The organism is Photorhabdus akhurstii (assembly GCF_019090985.1).
GTDB classification, from domain to species: domain Bacteria; phylum Pseudomonadota; class Gammaproteobacteria; order Enterobacterales; family Enterobacteriaceae; genus Photorhabdus; species Photorhabdus akhurstii.
Window position 1 is genome coordinate 4,613,960 of the sequence record NZ_CP020335.1, and the last position, 14,932, is coordinate 4,628,891.

At 43.0% G+C, this 14,932-nt stretch carries 26 protein-coding genes; 25 read left to right on the forward strand and 1 reads right to left on the reverse strand.

The features are described from left to right. Positions 1–59: 59 nt before the first annotated feature. From B0X70_RS19835 to B0X70_RS19895, 13 genes are all read left to right on the forward strand, one after another. A complete protein-coding gene (locus B0X70_RS19835; RefSeq protein WP_217470199.1) occupies positions 60–731 on the forward strand; it encodes a GIY-YIG nuclease family protein in 672 nt (223 codons plus the stop codon). Positions 732–740: 9 nt separating this feature from the next. Next, entirely contained in the window at positions 741–1,532 is a 792-nt protein-coding gene (locus B0X70_RS19840; RefSeq protein WP_217470200.1) for a hypothetical protein, read from the forward strand. After that, a complete protein-coding gene (locus B0X70_RS19845; protein ID WP_217470201.1) occupies positions 1,532–2,257 on the forward strand; it encodes an ATP-binding protein in 726 nt (241 codons plus the stop codon). The genes B0X70_RS19840 and B0X70_RS19845 overlap by 1 nt, the downstream gene beginning before the upstream one ends. Positions 2,258–2,276: 19 nt before the next feature. After that, positions 2,277–2,495, forward strand: coding sequence for a hypothetical protein (locus B0X70_RS19850; protein WP_217470202.1), 219 nt, complete (start codon positions 2,277–2,279; stop codon positions 2,493–2,495). Position 2,496: 1 nt separating this feature from the next. After that, complete coding sequence (locus B0X70_RS19855) at positions 2,497–2,739, forward strand: DUF551 domain-containing protein (RefSeq protein ID WP_217470203.1); 243 nt, start codon at positions 2,497–2,499, stop codon at positions 2,737–2,739. Beyond that, positions 2,740–2,997, forward strand: a complete 258-nt coding sequence (locus B0X70_RS19860) for a hypothetical protein (RefSeq protein WP_217470204.1) — start codon at positions 2,740–2,742, stop codon at positions 2,995–2,997. 1 nt (position 2,998) lies between these two features. Further along, on the forward strand, positions 2,999–3,313 hold the full coding sequence (locus tag B0X70_RS19865) for a phage protein NinX family protein (RefSeq protein WP_217470205.1): 315 nt from the start codon (positions 2,999–3,001) through the stop codon (positions 3,311–3,313). Positions 3,314–3,323: 10 nt separating this feature from the next. After that, positions 3,324–3,767 carry a YbcN family protein gene (locus tag B0X70_RS19870; RefSeq protein WP_217469680.1) on the forward strand — a complete coding sequence of 148 codons (444 nt, stop codon included), beginning with the start codon at positions 3,324–3,326 and terminating at the stop codon, positions 3,765–3,767. Continuing rightward, positions 3,764–3,958 carry a ClpX C4-type zinc finger protein gene (locus B0X70_RS19875; protein ID WP_217469679.1) on the forward strand — a complete coding sequence of 65 codons (195 nt, stop codon included), beginning with the start codon at positions 3,764–3,766 and terminating at the stop codon, positions 3,956–3,958. Before B0X70_RS19870 ends, B0X70_RS19875 begins: the two co-directional genes overlap by 4 nt. Next, positions 3,918–4,112, forward strand: a complete 195-nt coding sequence (locus tag B0X70_RS19880; RefSeq protein WP_217470206.1) for a NinE family protein — start codon at positions 3,918–3,920, stop codon at positions 4,110–4,112. The genes B0X70_RS19875 and B0X70_RS19880 overlap by 41 nt, the downstream gene beginning before the upstream one ends. After that, positions 4,081–4,680, forward strand: a complete 600-nt coding sequence (locus tag B0X70_RS19885) for a recombination protein NinG (RefSeq protein ID WP_217470207.1) — start codon at positions 4,081–4,083, stop codon at positions 4,678–4,680. Before B0X70_RS19880 ends, B0X70_RS19885 begins: the two co-directional genes overlap by 32 nt. A 205-nt stretch (positions 4,681–4,885) precedes the next feature. Continuing rightward, complete coding sequence (locus tag B0X70_RS19890; protein ID WP_217470208.1) at positions 4,886–5,272, forward strand: antiterminator Q family protein; 387 nt, start codon at positions 4,886–4,888, stop codon at positions 5,270–5,272. A gap of 166 nt (positions 5,273–5,438) precedes the next feature. After that, positions 5,439–5,774 (forward strand): hypothetical protein, encoded by a 336-nt coding sequence (locus tag B0X70_RS19895; RefSeq protein ID WP_217469676.1) that lies wholly within the window; start codon positions 5,439–5,441, stop codon positions 5,772–5,774. Here the strand turns inward: B0X70_RS19895 and B0X70_RS19900 are convergent. Continuing rightward, a complete protein-coding gene (locus tag B0X70_RS19900; protein WP_040153682.1) occupies positions 5,740–5,973 on the reverse strand; it encodes a hypothetical protein in 234 nt (77 codons plus the stop codon). The two genes, B0X70_RS19895 and B0X70_RS19900, sit on opposite strands and share 35 nt — an antisense overlap. Positions 5,974–6,133: 160 nt before the next feature. On the opposite strand from B0X70_RS19900, the gene B0X70_RS19905 reads away from it, so the two are divergent. From B0X70_RS19905 to B0X70_RS19960, 12 genes are all read left to right on the forward strand, one after another. Beyond that, positions 6,134–6,652: a hypothetical protein gene (locus B0X70_RS19905; protein ID WP_217469675.1), complete on the forward strand. Its 519-nt coding sequence runs from the start codon at positions 6,134–6,136 to the stop codon at positions 6,650–6,652. 99 nt (positions 6,653–6,751) lie between these two features. Further along, entirely contained in the window at positions 6,752–6,943 is a 192-nt protein-coding gene (locus B0X70_RS19910; protein WP_105396925.1) for a phage holin family protein, read from the forward strand. Continuing rightward, entirely contained in the window at positions 6,927–7,463 is a 537-nt protein-coding gene (locus tag B0X70_RS19915) for a lysozyme (RefSeq protein WP_217470209.1), read from the forward strand. Before B0X70_RS19910 ends, B0X70_RS19915 begins: the two co-directional genes overlap by 17 nt. A gap of 99 nt (positions 7,464–7,562) precedes the next feature. Beyond that, entirely contained in the window at positions 7,563–8,024 is a 462-nt protein-coding gene (locus B0X70_RS19920) for a lysis protein (RefSeq protein ID WP_217469672.1), read from the forward strand. Then, complete coding sequence (locus B0X70_RS19925; protein WP_217469671.1) at positions 8,021–8,293, forward strand: hypothetical protein; 273 nt, start codon at positions 8,021–8,023, stop codon at positions 8,291–8,293. The genes B0X70_RS19920 and B0X70_RS19925 overlap by 4 nt, the downstream gene beginning before the upstream one ends. A 233-nt stretch (positions 8,294–8,526) precedes the next feature. Next, positions 8,527–8,928 (forward strand): DNA-packaging protein, encoded by a 402-nt coding sequence (locus B0X70_RS19930; RefSeq protein WP_217470210.1) that lies wholly within the window; start codon positions 8,527–8,529, stop codon positions 8,926–8,928. Then, entirely contained in the window at positions 8,925–10,154 is a 1,230-nt protein-coding gene (locus B0X70_RS19935; RefSeq protein ID WP_217470211.1) for a PBSX family phage terminase large subunit, read from the forward strand. Before B0X70_RS19930 ends, B0X70_RS19935 begins: the two co-directional genes overlap by 4 nt. Next, entirely contained in the window at positions 10,154–11,530 is a 1,377-nt protein-coding gene (locus B0X70_RS19940) for a phage portal protein (RefSeq protein WP_217470212.1), read from the forward strand. Before B0X70_RS19935 ends, B0X70_RS19940 begins: the two co-directional genes overlap by 1 nt. Further along, positions 11,436–12,299 carry a phage head morphogenesis protein gene (locus tag B0X70_RS19945; protein ID WP_217470213.1) on the forward strand — a complete coding sequence of 288 codons (864 nt, stop codon included), beginning with the start codon at positions 11,436–11,438 and terminating at the stop codon, positions 12,297–12,299. The genes B0X70_RS19940 and B0X70_RS19945 overlap by 95 nt, the downstream gene beginning before the upstream one ends. A 2-nt stretch (positions 12,300–12,301) precedes the next feature. Beyond that, positions 12,302–13,453, forward strand: coding sequence for a DUF2213 domain-containing protein (locus B0X70_RS19950; RefSeq protein WP_217470214.1), 1,152 nt, complete (start codon positions 12,302–12,304; stop codon positions 13,451–13,453). 2 nt (positions 13,454–13,455) lie between these two features. Next, positions 13,456–13,944 carry a structural cement protein Gp24 gene (locus B0X70_RS19955; RefSeq protein WP_217470215.1) on the forward strand — a complete coding sequence of 163 codons (489 nt, stop codon included), beginning with the start codon at positions 13,456–13,458 and terminating at the stop codon, positions 13,942–13,944. 3 nt (positions 13,945–13,947) lie between these two features. Further along, positions 13,948–14,919 (forward strand): major capsid family protein, encoded by a 972-nt coding sequence (locus tag B0X70_RS19960; protein ID WP_217470216.1) that lies wholly within the window; start codon positions 13,948–13,950, stop codon positions 14,917–14,919. The last annotated feature ends 13 nt before the right edge of the window (positions 14,920–14,932 follow it).

The following is a 14,932-nucleotide window of genomic DNA, read 5'->3' on the forward strand; positions in this document are numbered from 1 at the left end:
GGGGAACTCTCATTTCCCCTATATACCACTATAGCGAGGTAATTATGCACTTAGGAGAGATGGAAGTCCATCGTGGAATAATAACCCATGCGGAATTATCTAAAGACTTCCGCATTGAAGGTTGGATTTATGTACTCAGCAATAAATATATGCCGGGAATATATAAGGTTGGCATGACAACCACTTCACCAGAAGCAAGAGCAAAAGAATTGGCGTCTGCTACTGGTGTTCCTTTCAAATTTGAAATAGAGGCTGCTTTTTATTCAAGAGATCCATCTAACGATGAGGCTGTTGTGCATGACATGTTATTTGAGTTCCGTATCAATGAATCAAGGGAATTTTTTAATGCTTCCCTTGAAGAGATCATTGTTGCATGTGAAGAAGCAGGACTTATAAAAGTCGGTGAACCAGTTGAACGATTAGCTGATTGTTATGACGTTATTTGCACTGAAAAGCTGGATGCGCTGAATCTCGACGCTTTATTTGAAAGTTTGGGTGTTGATATTTTCGGATGCAAATTATCCGTAGCCGATAGATTAATAAGATTCGCTGTTAAAAATCTCATAGATAAAAACAGAGAATGCTCACTTTTCTTTCAAAATGGGACTGCCTATTTAATTCAGGGCGAAGTGGATCAGATGTATGAAGCTTATAGAAAGGAGCAAGACACATTTATTGGTCCTAATCTTCCCAACCTGTCAATAAACAAAATCACTGATATACCATTTTAAGGAGCTGACATGGCTAGGTCACGAAATATTAAACCAGGCTTTTTCACAAATGATGATTTAGCCGAATGTGAACCATTGGCGAGATTATTATTTGCTGGCTTGTGGACTATTGCTGATCGTGAGGGGCGGCTTGAAGATAAGCCTCGCAAAATTAAAGCAATGGTATTGCCGTATGACGATATAGATTGCGACAAATTACTTGCTCAGTTACACAATAAAAACTTTATCACAAGATATGCAGTAGATGGGAATGAGTTTATCCAGATTAATAACTGGAAGAAGCACCAAAACCCACATTGCAAAGAAGCGGCTAGTGAAATACCCGAACAGGTAATGCAAGGTACTGATAATAAAGAAGCACCAGAAGAGCACAATACAAGTATGGTTCAAGCACCAGAAGAGCATGAAACTGATCCTGCTGATTCCCTTAACATGATTCCTGATTCCCTTAACCCTATAAACACCCAAGCCGATGAACCGGCTTGCACTGATGAAAATCAAAATCAGTCTGCCAGTGTTCACTCAATGTCAAGTAAGTATGCGTTTGAGGGACAGGTGATCCGTTTAAACCACAAAGACTACTCTGCATGGGAGAGTCTATACACGAATATCGACTTGGTAACGGAGCTAACCAGGCTTGATTTGGAATTTCAGTATGACAAACCTAAAAAATGGTTTATCACTGCCAGTCAGAAATTGAACTACCAAAATAAGAATTCCTGTCAGCGTTATCCTCGTCGGGTTGGTGATCGCATTGCTCAACCAGTGCGTACAGAGCAATTCATTTCGGAGGATTTCTAATGAGCATGGCACAAACTCTGGCTCGTTTTCGGCGGATGATGCCAGAGCATATCAAGCCCAAATTCACGAATGCTGATGATTTAATGGAGTGGCATCGTAAGCAGGGCGAGATTGACTCAAAACGCATTGCAGAAGAGAATCGGGTGAATCGCTTAAACAGAATCATGGGGCGTTCTGGCATTAGCCCATTGCACAAAAACTGCACGTTTGAAAATTACATCGCAGATACATTGGAGCAACAAAAGGCGCTGACGAAAGCCAGGCGCTATGCTGAGAACTTTGGTCATTCTTTCGGCGGATTTATTTTCAGTGGCAATCCTGGTACTGGGAAAAACCACTTGGCCGCTGCCATCGGAAATCATCTCATTCAGAATGGCAAAAGTATACTGATTGCTACTTTGCCTGATTTGATGATGCGTGTCCGCGAAACTTATCAGCGGGATACGAAAATCAGCGAATCTGCACTAGTTGATGATTTGTGTGACGTTGATTTGCTAGTGCTCGATGATGTTGGAGTGCAGAGAAAAAATCTGAATGAGGACCTGATAATTTTCCAGGTTGTGGATCGGCGGCTGGCAAACAAAAAGCCTGTTGGTGTGCTAACAAACTTGCCACAGCAACAGCTTGCTGACGTGTTGGGTGAGCGGGTGATTGACCGCCTGAGAATGGGATCGCCGATTGCCATTGGATTCACATGGGATAGTTATCGCAGACAAGTCAAATAACCCTGTAGGAGGGAGTGATATGACAGAAATTACAAAGCAAGAGAAATTAGATTCTGATGCAAGAAGGTTAATTGAGCAATCCAATTACGTTCTACTTAGAATAATTTCAAGAATATGCAACATTGAGACTGAAAATCTATCTTACAAACATAATTTAACTGAGTCCGTTAAATTAGCTCAAAGGCAGATCACATTAATAGAAAATTTTCTACTGGATGTAGATGTCGGAGATTTTTGATATGAACTGGATTAAATGCAGTGACAGATTGCCGGAATTAGATATGCCGGTATTTGCCGGATGGTTTAATGCTGACGGCGAGTTTTTCTGGGGATGTTATGTAAGGACAATAAGTGATTTTGAGATAAATGAATGGCTGTGGTCAATATGTGATGATTTTGGTCGCGGAGATTGGTGGCTTGATGATGACTACTCAATGATAACGCACTGGATGCCACTACCACAGCCACCGAAGGAGCTTTAAATGATTTATGACACTAAATTGCCGCATTATTTGACTCTTGATAAATGCCCGTTCTGCAAATGCAATGCTGAATTATTTGCCGATGGAGATGGGATTTATGCGGGGTGCGCCGGTAATAAATGTTTAATTAAGCCAATTACTCTCACATATAGAATTAAACGAGATGCTATCAGAGCGTGGAACTTACGAGCGCCAAATTCCGACTCAGATCCGATAATTCCTGTTGGGGGAAAATTAAAGGTAGTTAAAGGGGAATAATATGAAAATGAAAACAGAAAATTTAACAGGCCGTGCGCTAGATTATGCTGTTGCTATTTGTGATGGTTGGAGTGTAGAGTATTTGAATAATAATCTTTACAACATACCTTATTATTCAACAACGTGGAGCGAATGCGGTCAACTGATAGATGAATATTTCATCAGCGTTATTGAGCGAGGCGATCACTGGGTAGCAGACAGACCGGGGTTTGATGTAGTGAAAGGCAGTACAGCAAAAGAAGCGATATGCCGTTCGATGATAGCTAAACTAGATGATGAGATAGAAATTCCTGATGAGCTATTAGAGAATAAATAATGGGGGATAAATGGAAGCTGATTTTTGTTTTCATGAATCAAATAAATCTCAGGCATGGGAAATATTGAAAGAAACTCTTCAAACGAAACAGCCGCATCGAATTATTATTAAGCCGTGGAAAGATATTCGATCAATTCCACAGAATTCCACGTTTCATATGTGGTGCGGTGAGATAAGTCGTTATCTGAATAAGAATAATGCCAAATTAACGCCGGAGGATGTTAAAGAGGCACTTAAACATACATTCTTGGGTTATGAGGTCATAGAAGCTATTGATCTCACTACGCAGCTTACAGAGCGCATCAGGACTCTGAGAAAGACTTCAAAATTAGATACGGGTGAAATGTTTTATTTCATGACGCAAGTAGAAAAATGGGCCTTTGATATTGGTTGCTTAGTGACTATTCCAAATAACTCGCAATATATGAAATTAAAACAGGAGCAAGATAAATGATAGCAGGTAATAAACACTGGTGTAATTTCTGCGGTAAATCGCAAGATGAAGTAAATGCAATAGTTTCAGGAATGAATAACAGTGATATTTGCGATAGTTGCGTTCTTCGTTGTATTGGGACGTTAATATTGAAAGATGGAAATAAATTAAATGAGTCAGAAAACATCACAGACTCAGCGAGTCATCAATAATCTAATCTATAACATTCCATCAAATAAAAAATCAAAACCAGTTCCCGCAGAGTCAGAAGTTAAAACGTTTGATTACGTTCATGAACTATTGAAATCAAAGTGGGACAGACGGAGAAATAGAAATGAAAAAACTTCGAATAAGAGAGTGCAATGAGTGCTGTAAAGAATATCAACCCGCCAGACAATTACAAAATACGTGCTCAATTGAATGCGCAATAGCCAAAGGCAGTAAAGACCGAAAAAAGAAACAGGAAAAAGCAGAGCGGGCACTTAAAAAGAAACAGCAACAAGAATTAGCAGAGAAGAAAGATAAACTTAAAGCCCGTCGATTAGCAGTAAAGCCCCGCAGTTATTTTATTCAGCAAGCCCAACGTTCTGTTAATGCATATATTCGTTATCGCGACAAAGATAAGCCCTGTGTTTCATGTGGGACATGTGAATCTTCTCGATGGGACGCAGGGCACTATAGAACAACATCAGCAGCGCCACAATTACGCTTTGATGAGCGCAATATTCAACGGCAATGCATCGTCTGTAATCAGCATCACTCGGGGAACCTGGTTCCATATCGAGTTGAGCTTATTGAGCGGATTGGCATTGAGTCAGTAGAAGCTATCGAGAGTAATCATGATCGGCATAGATGGACTATCGAAGAGTGCAAAGCGATCAAAGCTGAGTTTGATGAGAAATTGAAGAGGCTACGGTATGACAATCTTCACTGATATATCAGCAGCGATAGAAGAAGCCAGGTTCTTGCGACATGAAACAAAGCATCATCATGTTGTCACTCAAAAACGGAATGGAACTCTTACAGTCAGACAAGAAGTCGGAATAAATAAAGTCGTCTACGTAAAGTATATAGCACTCGTTACGATTGTCGTATAGCAACAGTACTGCCGAATTGCAAAAAATAGCCGAGGTAAACATATGCGTGATATTCAATTGGTATTAGAGCGCTGGGGGGCATGGACGGCTGATAATAGAGAAGACGTTTATTGGTCTTCTATTGCTGCCGGATTTAGTGGGCTGATACCCAATAAAGTTAAATCGCGTACACAGTGCTGTGAAGATGACGCTATTGTTATTTCTAGCTGTATGGCAAAGCTGAATCAGAAGAATAGTGATATTCATGATTTGTTATTTGAATACTACGTGTTTGGTAAAACATTCATGCAATTAGCTTATGAGTATAAATGCTCTGACGGCCACATCGGTAAAAAATTACAAAAAGCGGAGGGTGTTGTTGAAGGAATGTTGATAATGCTAGATGTAGAACTGGAAATGGATAAATATGTTCAAAAAATTGCAGCCTAATTTAATAAAAGAGTTTACGTACGTAAAAAACTGAATATTATGATAAGAGTGATAGCAATGTCACACAGCTTATCGAATTAACAAGCCTCGCTATTCTGCGAGGTTTTTCATTTATAGGGCTGCGCATGGCGTGGCCTTTTTCTTTATTACTGTCGAGAGGTCAAGAATGAGCTTTGGCAAACTATCTCCAGAATCCCAAGAACAGGCGCGATTAGCACTCATTACTATTTTGGCGCAAATGGTACCTGATGGACTGAGTGATATTGACGCAACATTTGTAGGCGAGGCCGTTGCCGCTGCGTTTGTCGCAATGGAGTGCTATACCGGCGTATCTGACGAATGTGATGATGAAAATGAGAGTGGAGATTGTGTCCGCAAAGCGTTTTTGGAAGCAGTAAACACCCCTCACCCTAATGGCAAGTGGGGGGGATTTATTGAGCAGGAGAAAAAACGTCAGGAACTTATACTCAGACTTGCAGAAGAGTATGGATCTTCTCAGTGATTTGTTTTTCTCTTCTGATTAGTTGTTCGTTATCTATAGGAATTGTTTCAGAGGCTATTTGACATTCTGAAAAGAGAATATCTTTCAGGGCATCTTTTTGTACGGGTGAAAGCAGTTGTAACATTGCAATCACAATCCGCTCTGTAGCTGTAATGCTGATTTCCAGTTCACGAACAGCTTCGTTAATTGCTTTACTCATTAATGCCTCTCCCTATTAGCTATGGTTACTTATCGAGATTTAATGATAGCAGATAAGGGAATTTCCATAACGGAATGAATTCAATTGATTACGAAGGCTGCGATCTGACGCGGCCTTTTTCTATGTATGTCATAGTAATTTTTCATTAAAGGTGGTAATCATGCTGGTTCGTCATCAGGAATCTATGGAGAAAGGCATGTCAATTACTTATTCTGATATTCGCTCTCAGCACAAACTGCTACAAGAGAAATACAAAGCCAGAAAAGAGCTTCTTCAAAGTGATGCTCAGGATTTAATGAAAGAATATTATAAATCCTTAGATCTCCCTGCATCATCGTGGAAAGATAAAGAGGGTGTAGAGCAGCCATATGTACGTTCTTGCATCATAAATCAACAAGGGGATCTTGAATATCGTCCTGCGCATGTAGTTCAATTGGATGAGGATTATAGGCTTAATTTTCAAATGGGGACGATGGTAAATGACACGCTGTGTGTGGGTGATTGGTATTATGTTGCAATATCACTATGGTATGCAAATTCACTCTTGCATGTCAGTGTGGCAAATGGCGCTCATGAGTTCACTATTCCAAAAGGCACTGTGACAGACAGGTTTTTTGAAGTGACTTCGGCAATCAAGACAGTTATCCATGCAGGATTAGATGATCCTGAGTTGGATTAATAATTTTCAGAATTATCAAGGTCGCATAAGCGGCCTTTTTCTTTTCACGCCCGTACTCACGGGGACTTAATCCCCAACGGGGGTGGAAATATGAAACTCATGGACAAATACACAAGTCCGTCAGCTTATTGTTGGGGGACGCTAACGGCAATGCTTGGAGCACTATCATTGAACGATTGGGCGCTTATCGTCGGAATTATCTGTACTGTTGGAACCTTTTCAATTAATTGGCATTACAAGCGGAAAGAGTTTCAACTAAGGCAGGAGAACAGAAATGACAAAGGCCAGTAAGTTAAGTGCTGCCGTTATTGGTCTTGCGCTCTCCGGGGCGAGTGCTACGGCTATATTGTCACAGTTCTTAGACGAGAAAGAAGGCAATTGGCTATCAGTATATCAAGATGCTGGTGGAGTTTGGTCAATATGTCGTGGTGTAACTCAGATTGAAGGTGCTCCAGTTCGCAAGGGGATGAAGTTAACACAAGAACAATGTAACACGCTGAATCGGATTGAAACGGAAAAGGCTATCGACTGGGTAAAACACAATGTCCATATCCCGTTGACAGAACCACAAATTGCAGGCATCGCGAGTTTTTGCCCATATAACATTGGTCCCGCGAAATGTTTCTCTTCCACCTTTTACCGAAAGCTGAACGCTGGAGATAAAAAGGGGGCATGCGCTGAAATCAAACGCTGGATATATGACGGTGGTAAAGACTGTAGACAAACGAAAGGACAGGTCAACGGCTGTTACGGTCAGGTTGAACGCCGTTCTCAAGAGTCAGAGCTGACATGCTGGGGGTTGGATGACTAGGCATAATTTAGCCGCGTTGTTATTTCTCTGGAGTTTTATTTTGGCGATTTGTGGTCGAGCCAGTTGGGGCTGGTTTCTGTTTCTGGGGGCGTTATTGTTATGAAATTCAACGCTCACTACTACACGATACTCGCGTTAATCGTTATTTCACTGACAGCGTATTACTATCACTCTGAGTTACAGAGAGAGCAACGTGTTACAAAGCAGCAGCAAGAAGACATTCAGCAACTCACAGACACTATCGACTATCAGAACTCTCACATCACTATGTTGAATGAGTTAGACATTAAACACACGCAGGAACTTGCTCATGCGAAATCTGAAATTGATGTGCTTCGCAACGATGTTGCCGCTGGTCATCGCCGGTTGCGCATCGCGGCCACCTGTAATCAAGGCAAAGCCGGTTCCTCCCGCGGCATGGTCAATGCAGGAACCCCACAGTTTACAGAAACAGCTCAGCAAGATTATTACGATCTCCTCCGAATGATGGCGGAAAACGAACAGCAAACTAAGTACTTGCAAGAGTATATTAAAACTCAGTGCCAGCAGGTGAAGAAATGAAAACGGAAGTTGACTTGATTTACTTTGAAAAAAACAGAGAAGAGAAAACGCAACTCAGTAAATACTACGTATCACATACAAATTCAAAAACAATTCTCGAACAAATTCTTGTTATTGAAAAAGACCGATTCGGTAGATATACCCCAAAAATGGAATTTACTGATTTTGCGGAATTAGAATCGGAGAAAGAAGCTGCTTTAAAGCTCGCAGACTGGATGCGACGCATGAGTGAAGCAATAGAGAATCATTTTAGAACGCAGTGTCAGTAACAGCCTCAGTTATCTGGGGCTTTTTTATATCCGTAATACTCAAACACTGCAAGTAACTAATTCAGAGCATTCTGCTAATAGAGTGCTCGATAGCAGTGATTCAATCCGGCGTGGTATTTAAAATGCCGGGGATTTATCAGACTGAAAAGTAGAAAGTTCTGATTACAACTGTTTCCAAGATGGAAAGAGTTCAACATGGTCGCTAAGCGGCCTTTTTTATTTAAGGGAAAGAGATGGGACAACAAACAAATCAGGTTGGTTGCCCTAGCAAGCTGAATGATGAGCTAATCGCTAAGGCAAGGGATTATCTGTACGGCGGTTATGAATCAGTTGGTGATGTCGTTCCTAGTGTAGCCGGATTAGCTTGTTACCTGGCTATTGCACGCTCAACAGCATATGAATATGGGAAGCAGTCCAGCGAGTTTTCGGACATCTTAGAAGGCATAGGGGCCATGCAGGAAAACAAGCTTATAAACAAGGGGCTGACTGGAGATTTTAATTCTACGATTGCCAAGATGATGTTAACAAAACACGGCTATTCAGATAAGCAGGAAATCGATCACCGGTCCCCCGACGGCTCTATGTCTCCAAAACCAACTACAATCCGGCTCGTTGGAGTTGAGCCAAAACAATGACTGTAGCAGTTGACCTGCCAATTCCCGCAAAACTCGTACCTGTATTTACAAAAGAAAATGTTCGTTACCGTGGCGCACACGGTGGCAGGGGTAGCGCTAAAACTCGGACATTTGCAATGATGAGCGCGGTTAGGGCTTATCAGGCGGCTGAATCTGGTACAAGCGGGGTTATTTTGTGCGCTCGTGAGTTTATGAACTCTCTCGAAGAATCATCAATGGAAGAAGTGAAACAAGCAATCCGCTCTGTCTCATGGTTGGATGACTATTTCGAAATTGGCGAAAAATACATTCGTACAAAAAACCGGTTGGTCAATTATGTCTTCTGTGGCTTAAGACATAACTTAGATAGCATTAAATCAAAAGCGCGTATTCTTTTGGCTTGGGTTGATGAAGCTGAGTCCGTATCAGAGACTGCTTGGAAAAAGCTACGCCCAACAGTGCGTGAGTCTGGCTCTGAAATCTGGGTGACATGGAACCCGGAAAAGGATGGAAGCGCAACGGATAAGCGATTCAGAAAGAACCCGCCCAAAAGCTCTATTATTGTTGAAATGAACTACAGTGATAATCCGTGGTTTCCTGCCGTTTTGGAAGAAGAGCGACAGGAAGATTTGGAAAGTCTCAGCTACTCAGATTATGCATGGATATGGGAAGGCGCTTATCTCGAGAATTCAGAGAAGCAAGTATTAGCGAATAAATACAAGATTGAATCATTCCGTGATGATTTGTGGAAGCAAGCCGACAGGTTGCTATTTGGTGCTGACTTCGGTTTCGCTAAAGACCCAAATACATTGCTTCGCATGTTCATTCTTGATAATTGCTTATATATAGAACATGAAGCGCATGGCGTTGGGGTGGAACTCGATCACATGCCCGCGTTTTATGACCAAGTGCCCGAGTCTCGTAAGTGGCCTATTAAAGCCGATTCAGCCAGACCGGAAACCATCAGTTATCTTAAGCGACAGGGATTCAATATCTCTGCTGCTAAAAAGTGGCAAGGCAGCGTAGAAGATGGGATTACTTTCTTACGCGGATTCAAGAAAATTATCATCCACACTCGATGCAAAGAAACAGCAAAAGAAGCCCGGCTCTACTCATACAAAGTGGATCGTATCACTGGTGAGGTGTTACCCGTCATTGATGATGCGCACAATCATTGCTGGGATGCTGTTAGGTATGGGTTAGATGGATATATCAAAGGCAGAACAACAGTTTGGGACATCATGTGATGACGAAAAAAACGATGATTGGCCGTCTTACTGATGGTCTTCACAGTATGTTGACTTCGCTCGGTGAGCGGGTGGCAGCAATAAAATATGCGAGCAATGGTAAGGCTGATGTGCCTGATAAAGAGTTGCTCGCAATGTATAAAAACTCATGGGTGGTCAAGAAATACATAGATAAGACCGCTGATGATATGTTGAAGCTACCCCGCGAATTATCCGGTGATATTGATAGTTCTCTGGTTCAGCGCATCAAAGACACAGAAACAGCACTAGCAGTCTATAAGATATTTCATGACGCGCTAACTTGGGCTTCATTGTTGGGAGATTCATTGATTGTTGCAATAACTGATTGCGCTGATGAGATGATTAGTGAACCGCTCAATCTACAGTCAGAAGACATCATTAAGTTTTTGGTACTAAGAAAAGAGGAATACACACCAGCCAGCAACGTAATCTCTGATATTGCTTCACCCTATTTTGGACAGCCGCAGACATATCAAATCGATATAGGCAATAAACAACTTAAGTTTCATCACTCACGCTGCCACAGAACAAAGCTGGGTAAGCATAGCTTAAAAGATATGCCAAAGTTCGGTACGTCTGACATTCAAGCGCCCTATGACGCTATCAAAATATTTGATGCCGCAATTATAAGCACAGGGGACACAATCCAAGAGGCCAATGTTGATGTCATATTTTTGCCGGGTTTAAATAATCAAATTGATGCGGGACAAGAGACGCAAGTTGTCGAATATGCTCGTGTGATGAAGCAAACAAAATCGTCAACGGGCTTAATGCTAATGGACGCCGGTGATAGCACGATGCAGAGCCGCTATGAGCAAAAAACAGCTCAATTCTCAGGACTGTCTGACGTTATTACAAAGATGGCAAATGTCTTAGCTGGCGCACTAGACCGGCCAATCAACATTTTGTTTGGACAGTCTGCTAGCGGCTTTAACTCTGGTGAAGAAGATAACAAGTCGTATTACGAAACAATCAACGGGTTACAAGAAACTCGGTTGCGGCCCATGCAAGACTTTGTTGATCAATTCATTCTCGACAAACTAGCCGCGAGCATCGACACAATCAGCTACGAATATCCGTCAATAGACAGCATTAATGAAGCTGACGAAGCAACACGATTTACTCAGTATGCGACTGGGTTCACTTCTTTAGTTCAATCCGGCGTTGCTACAGAAGACATTGCATTGCGCGAAATGCAAGCGCGGGGTGTGCTGACGACTGTGACTAATGAAGAAATCGAAGCTATGGCAGGGGTGAATAATGGACAGTGGTATCAGCCTGAAACAGATGCTGGAGCGCAAGCAAGGTCGCTTGAAAGCTCGCAACAGGTTAATGCGTCCGCCTACGCCCAGTAAACGAACAGAAGTTTGGTATCGCGACAGGCTCATTGAGTTTATCAGGATGATGCAAAATGTTGTTATAGAGGACTTGCAAAAACCAATATTAAACGACGCACCCAACACACCATCACTCTCAATCACTTCAAGACTTTCAAGAGCAATCCAAAAACTGGCTAATGCGTCCATTGCTGACATGGCGCGGCGTTTGTCATCTGGCATGGTTAAGCATGCTAATGATCAAAATAAAGATCAAACACAGAAAACCTATAAATCGGCGTTTGGCATTGATTTAACAGGGATGCTCGGTGATGAGGTTGTGAAAAAACAGATTGATGATGCTGTGAAAGAGAATATCGATTTAATCAAGTCAATACAGACTGATTTTATCAATGATATCGGCTCTAAAGTGTTCACGAATCTGTTTGATGGCGGGCGTCATGAAAACCTTGTTTCTCTCATTCGTGAGCGCTGCAAGGTGACGGAAAGCCGAGCGAAGCTTATTGCTCGTGACCAGACGGCAAAACTGAATTCGGCACTGACAGAAACCCGCCAGAAAGCGCTCGGCATTGATTTATACGATTGGGGTGGTGCGGGTGATGAGCGAGAGCGTGACAGTCATTTCGTATTGAACAATATGACATGCAAATACTCAGACCCTACCGTTTATTCAGACGATGGAGGGAAGACCTGGAAGAAGCGTAAAAGCATTGGGGCATTCGAGGGCAAGCCCGGTGACGATTATCAATGCCGGTGCGTAGCTCTTCCGAAAATATCTTGGGATTAATTATGGCATGGAAAAAAACTCCGCAGGGTTATGTCATTACATCTGCAAAGATAACTCGTGCAGGGCCTGTTGAATATTACGGGCATGAAGTCAAGTTAACTGGTGCTGATGCAAACAGAAAAATCACAATTCACCGCACTATCGAAGAACTTTCCAAACATGAAACACTGAAATCATTTGAAGGCCAGACACTGACGCTGACGCATCCCGATGACGGCGAGGTCAATGCTGACGAATGGAAAGACAAGACGATTGGTCACGTCCAGAACGTCAGAGTTGAGGGTGATTACATCGTCTGTGATGCTTACATAAAAGACGCAAAAGCAATTCAGGTACTTGAAGAAAAAGGCATTCGAGAACTCTCTGTTGGTTATGAACCCGCAGAGATAGTCGAGAAAAACGGTGAATTACATCAAATCAATATTCGCGGCAATCACGTTGCCGTTGTAGCAGAGGGGCGCTTAGGCGACACCTGTAGATTAAACGATAAAAAAGGTAAACCAATGAAGAAACTCTCATTGAAAGATGTCATTGCGTTGCTTAAGGGTAAACGCGCTAACGATGCCGAGGGGCAACCCCTGACAGAAGACGAGCTGCTTGGCATGATTGCCGCATTAGAGAAAACCTTGCAAGAACTGGAAGGCAACGCAACACCAGAGGCCACAGCCAAAGCACAAGAAGTTATTGCACAATTGGAAGAGCTTAAAGCTCAGCTTGAGCAGTCAAAAGGGGCTGGAACACCGCCACCCAATGATGCTGATCCGGCTGGTGGCAGTGATGACAAAGACGCCCGCATTGCTGCGTTGGAAGCCGAGAATGAGCAATTGAAAACAGAGAATGCGGCTCTTAAAGAGGAGCTGGAAAAGCTGAAAGGCGAAAGCGACACAAGTACAACATTGAATGACGCAAAAGCGCGTTTCCCCAAAGTGAAGTTTAACGATGCGAAATGTGCGCGTGATGTGCGCATGCTCGCGCTGTTAAGTACCGGGGCATTCAATGATTCACAAGTAAAAGCAATGTCGGATGATGAAATTCGGGCTGCTTATGCTGCGGCTAGTGCGCTAAATAAACCACGTAGCAACATCGGGGCGGCATTACTGAACGATTCAGCAAAAGCGAAGAAAACAGCTTCTCAGCGTTTAGGGGGTAAATAATTATGGCATTTGGATTTACAGATTGGGATGCCGTCACAGGCACGATCAAACCCGGTTCAATCAAACGGGCTTCAAGCTCAAACGATAAAGTGTGGGGGGAAGAAAATCGCACTGAAATAGCGCTGCCCTACGGTACTTTCGTAGCGGTAAACCCAGAGGGTGGGGTGAAACCTGTCACTTCTGCAAGCGACGTTATCCACGGCATTGTCGTTCGTGACATTTACGGCGACGCCGCTCCGCATAACAAACAAGTCAACGTAGGGCATTTTTCGCACGGTGATTGCGTGGGAGCGCTGGCGGTTGAAAAAGATACGTTCACTCGTGGGGATAAAGTTTATATCGTTGCGACGGGTAAGGATGCGGGCAAAGTGACCAGTGCGGCAAAAGGCAATATCGATTTAGGCTATTGGGCCGAAGAAGTTAGCGCGGGGAATCATTGTGTAGCTATCACACTCGGTTACATTCATAACGCACAGAAGACAGGAGAGTAACAGATGGCTGTGGAAACCGCAGATTTCGAAGAAGTGTTGCATGAAGCGCTGACAGAACGCGACATGCAGTTGCAAGAAAAAGAGTTGCCGGAAATCAACATTGGAGAAGCCCTTCCGGTTAAAGAAGGGCTGGATTTTGCACTTGAATTTGTGGATTTTGGCGTATCTAACGTTGTCGGTTCCGTCAAAGACGGCATCGTTGGCAACAAGACAAACAGCCTGAAAACCATCGATTCAGAAATTGAATGGCTGAAAGCACCGGTTGGTCAGTGGGCAAAAGCTGCAACATGGACACAGCAAGAACTGGAAAAGATCGCCCGACTTAACATCAACCTGCAAACCAAAAAACAGGATGATTTGTATGCTAACGCGCTGGCAACAATCCAGTATGCGGGTTACGTTGGTCATCAAGTCGTGAAAGGGCAGGAAGGGCTACTGACTGGCTCAAAAGTTCAGGTGATCACAGACAGTACAAACAAAACCATTGAGGACATGACCTCTAATGAGTTCGTTAAGCTGGTGCTGGATGCCTATAACGTCGCGTGGCGCAAATCTAGCTATCGTATTCAGCCGACGCACATTGCAATGGATGCCAGTGACTTTATGCTTGCCATGCAGAAATTTGACCCGAATCCGATAGTTGTCGGCACCGACCTGTTACCGATCGCAGCAATGGATCGCATTATGGCTGCATTGCGCAAAGCCTCAGGAAACGAAAAATTCAACATCACGTTCGTGAAAATCCCGAGCAATTACGCTGTTGGCATTAAAAATGGCAAAACCCGACTGGCTGTTTACACATATGAAGCCGATTATGTGGAAATGGAAGTACACATGCCAGAGTTGTTAGCGGTTCGTGCGCGTGACCTGCTGACTTACGAATGCGGCTACCGTGCTGCATTTGGCGGCGCAATGTGGAAGCAGCCGCAATCTGCTGTTTACGTCGATTACAAATCTTCACTGGCTTCGCAGTAACCGCAGGGGGTAA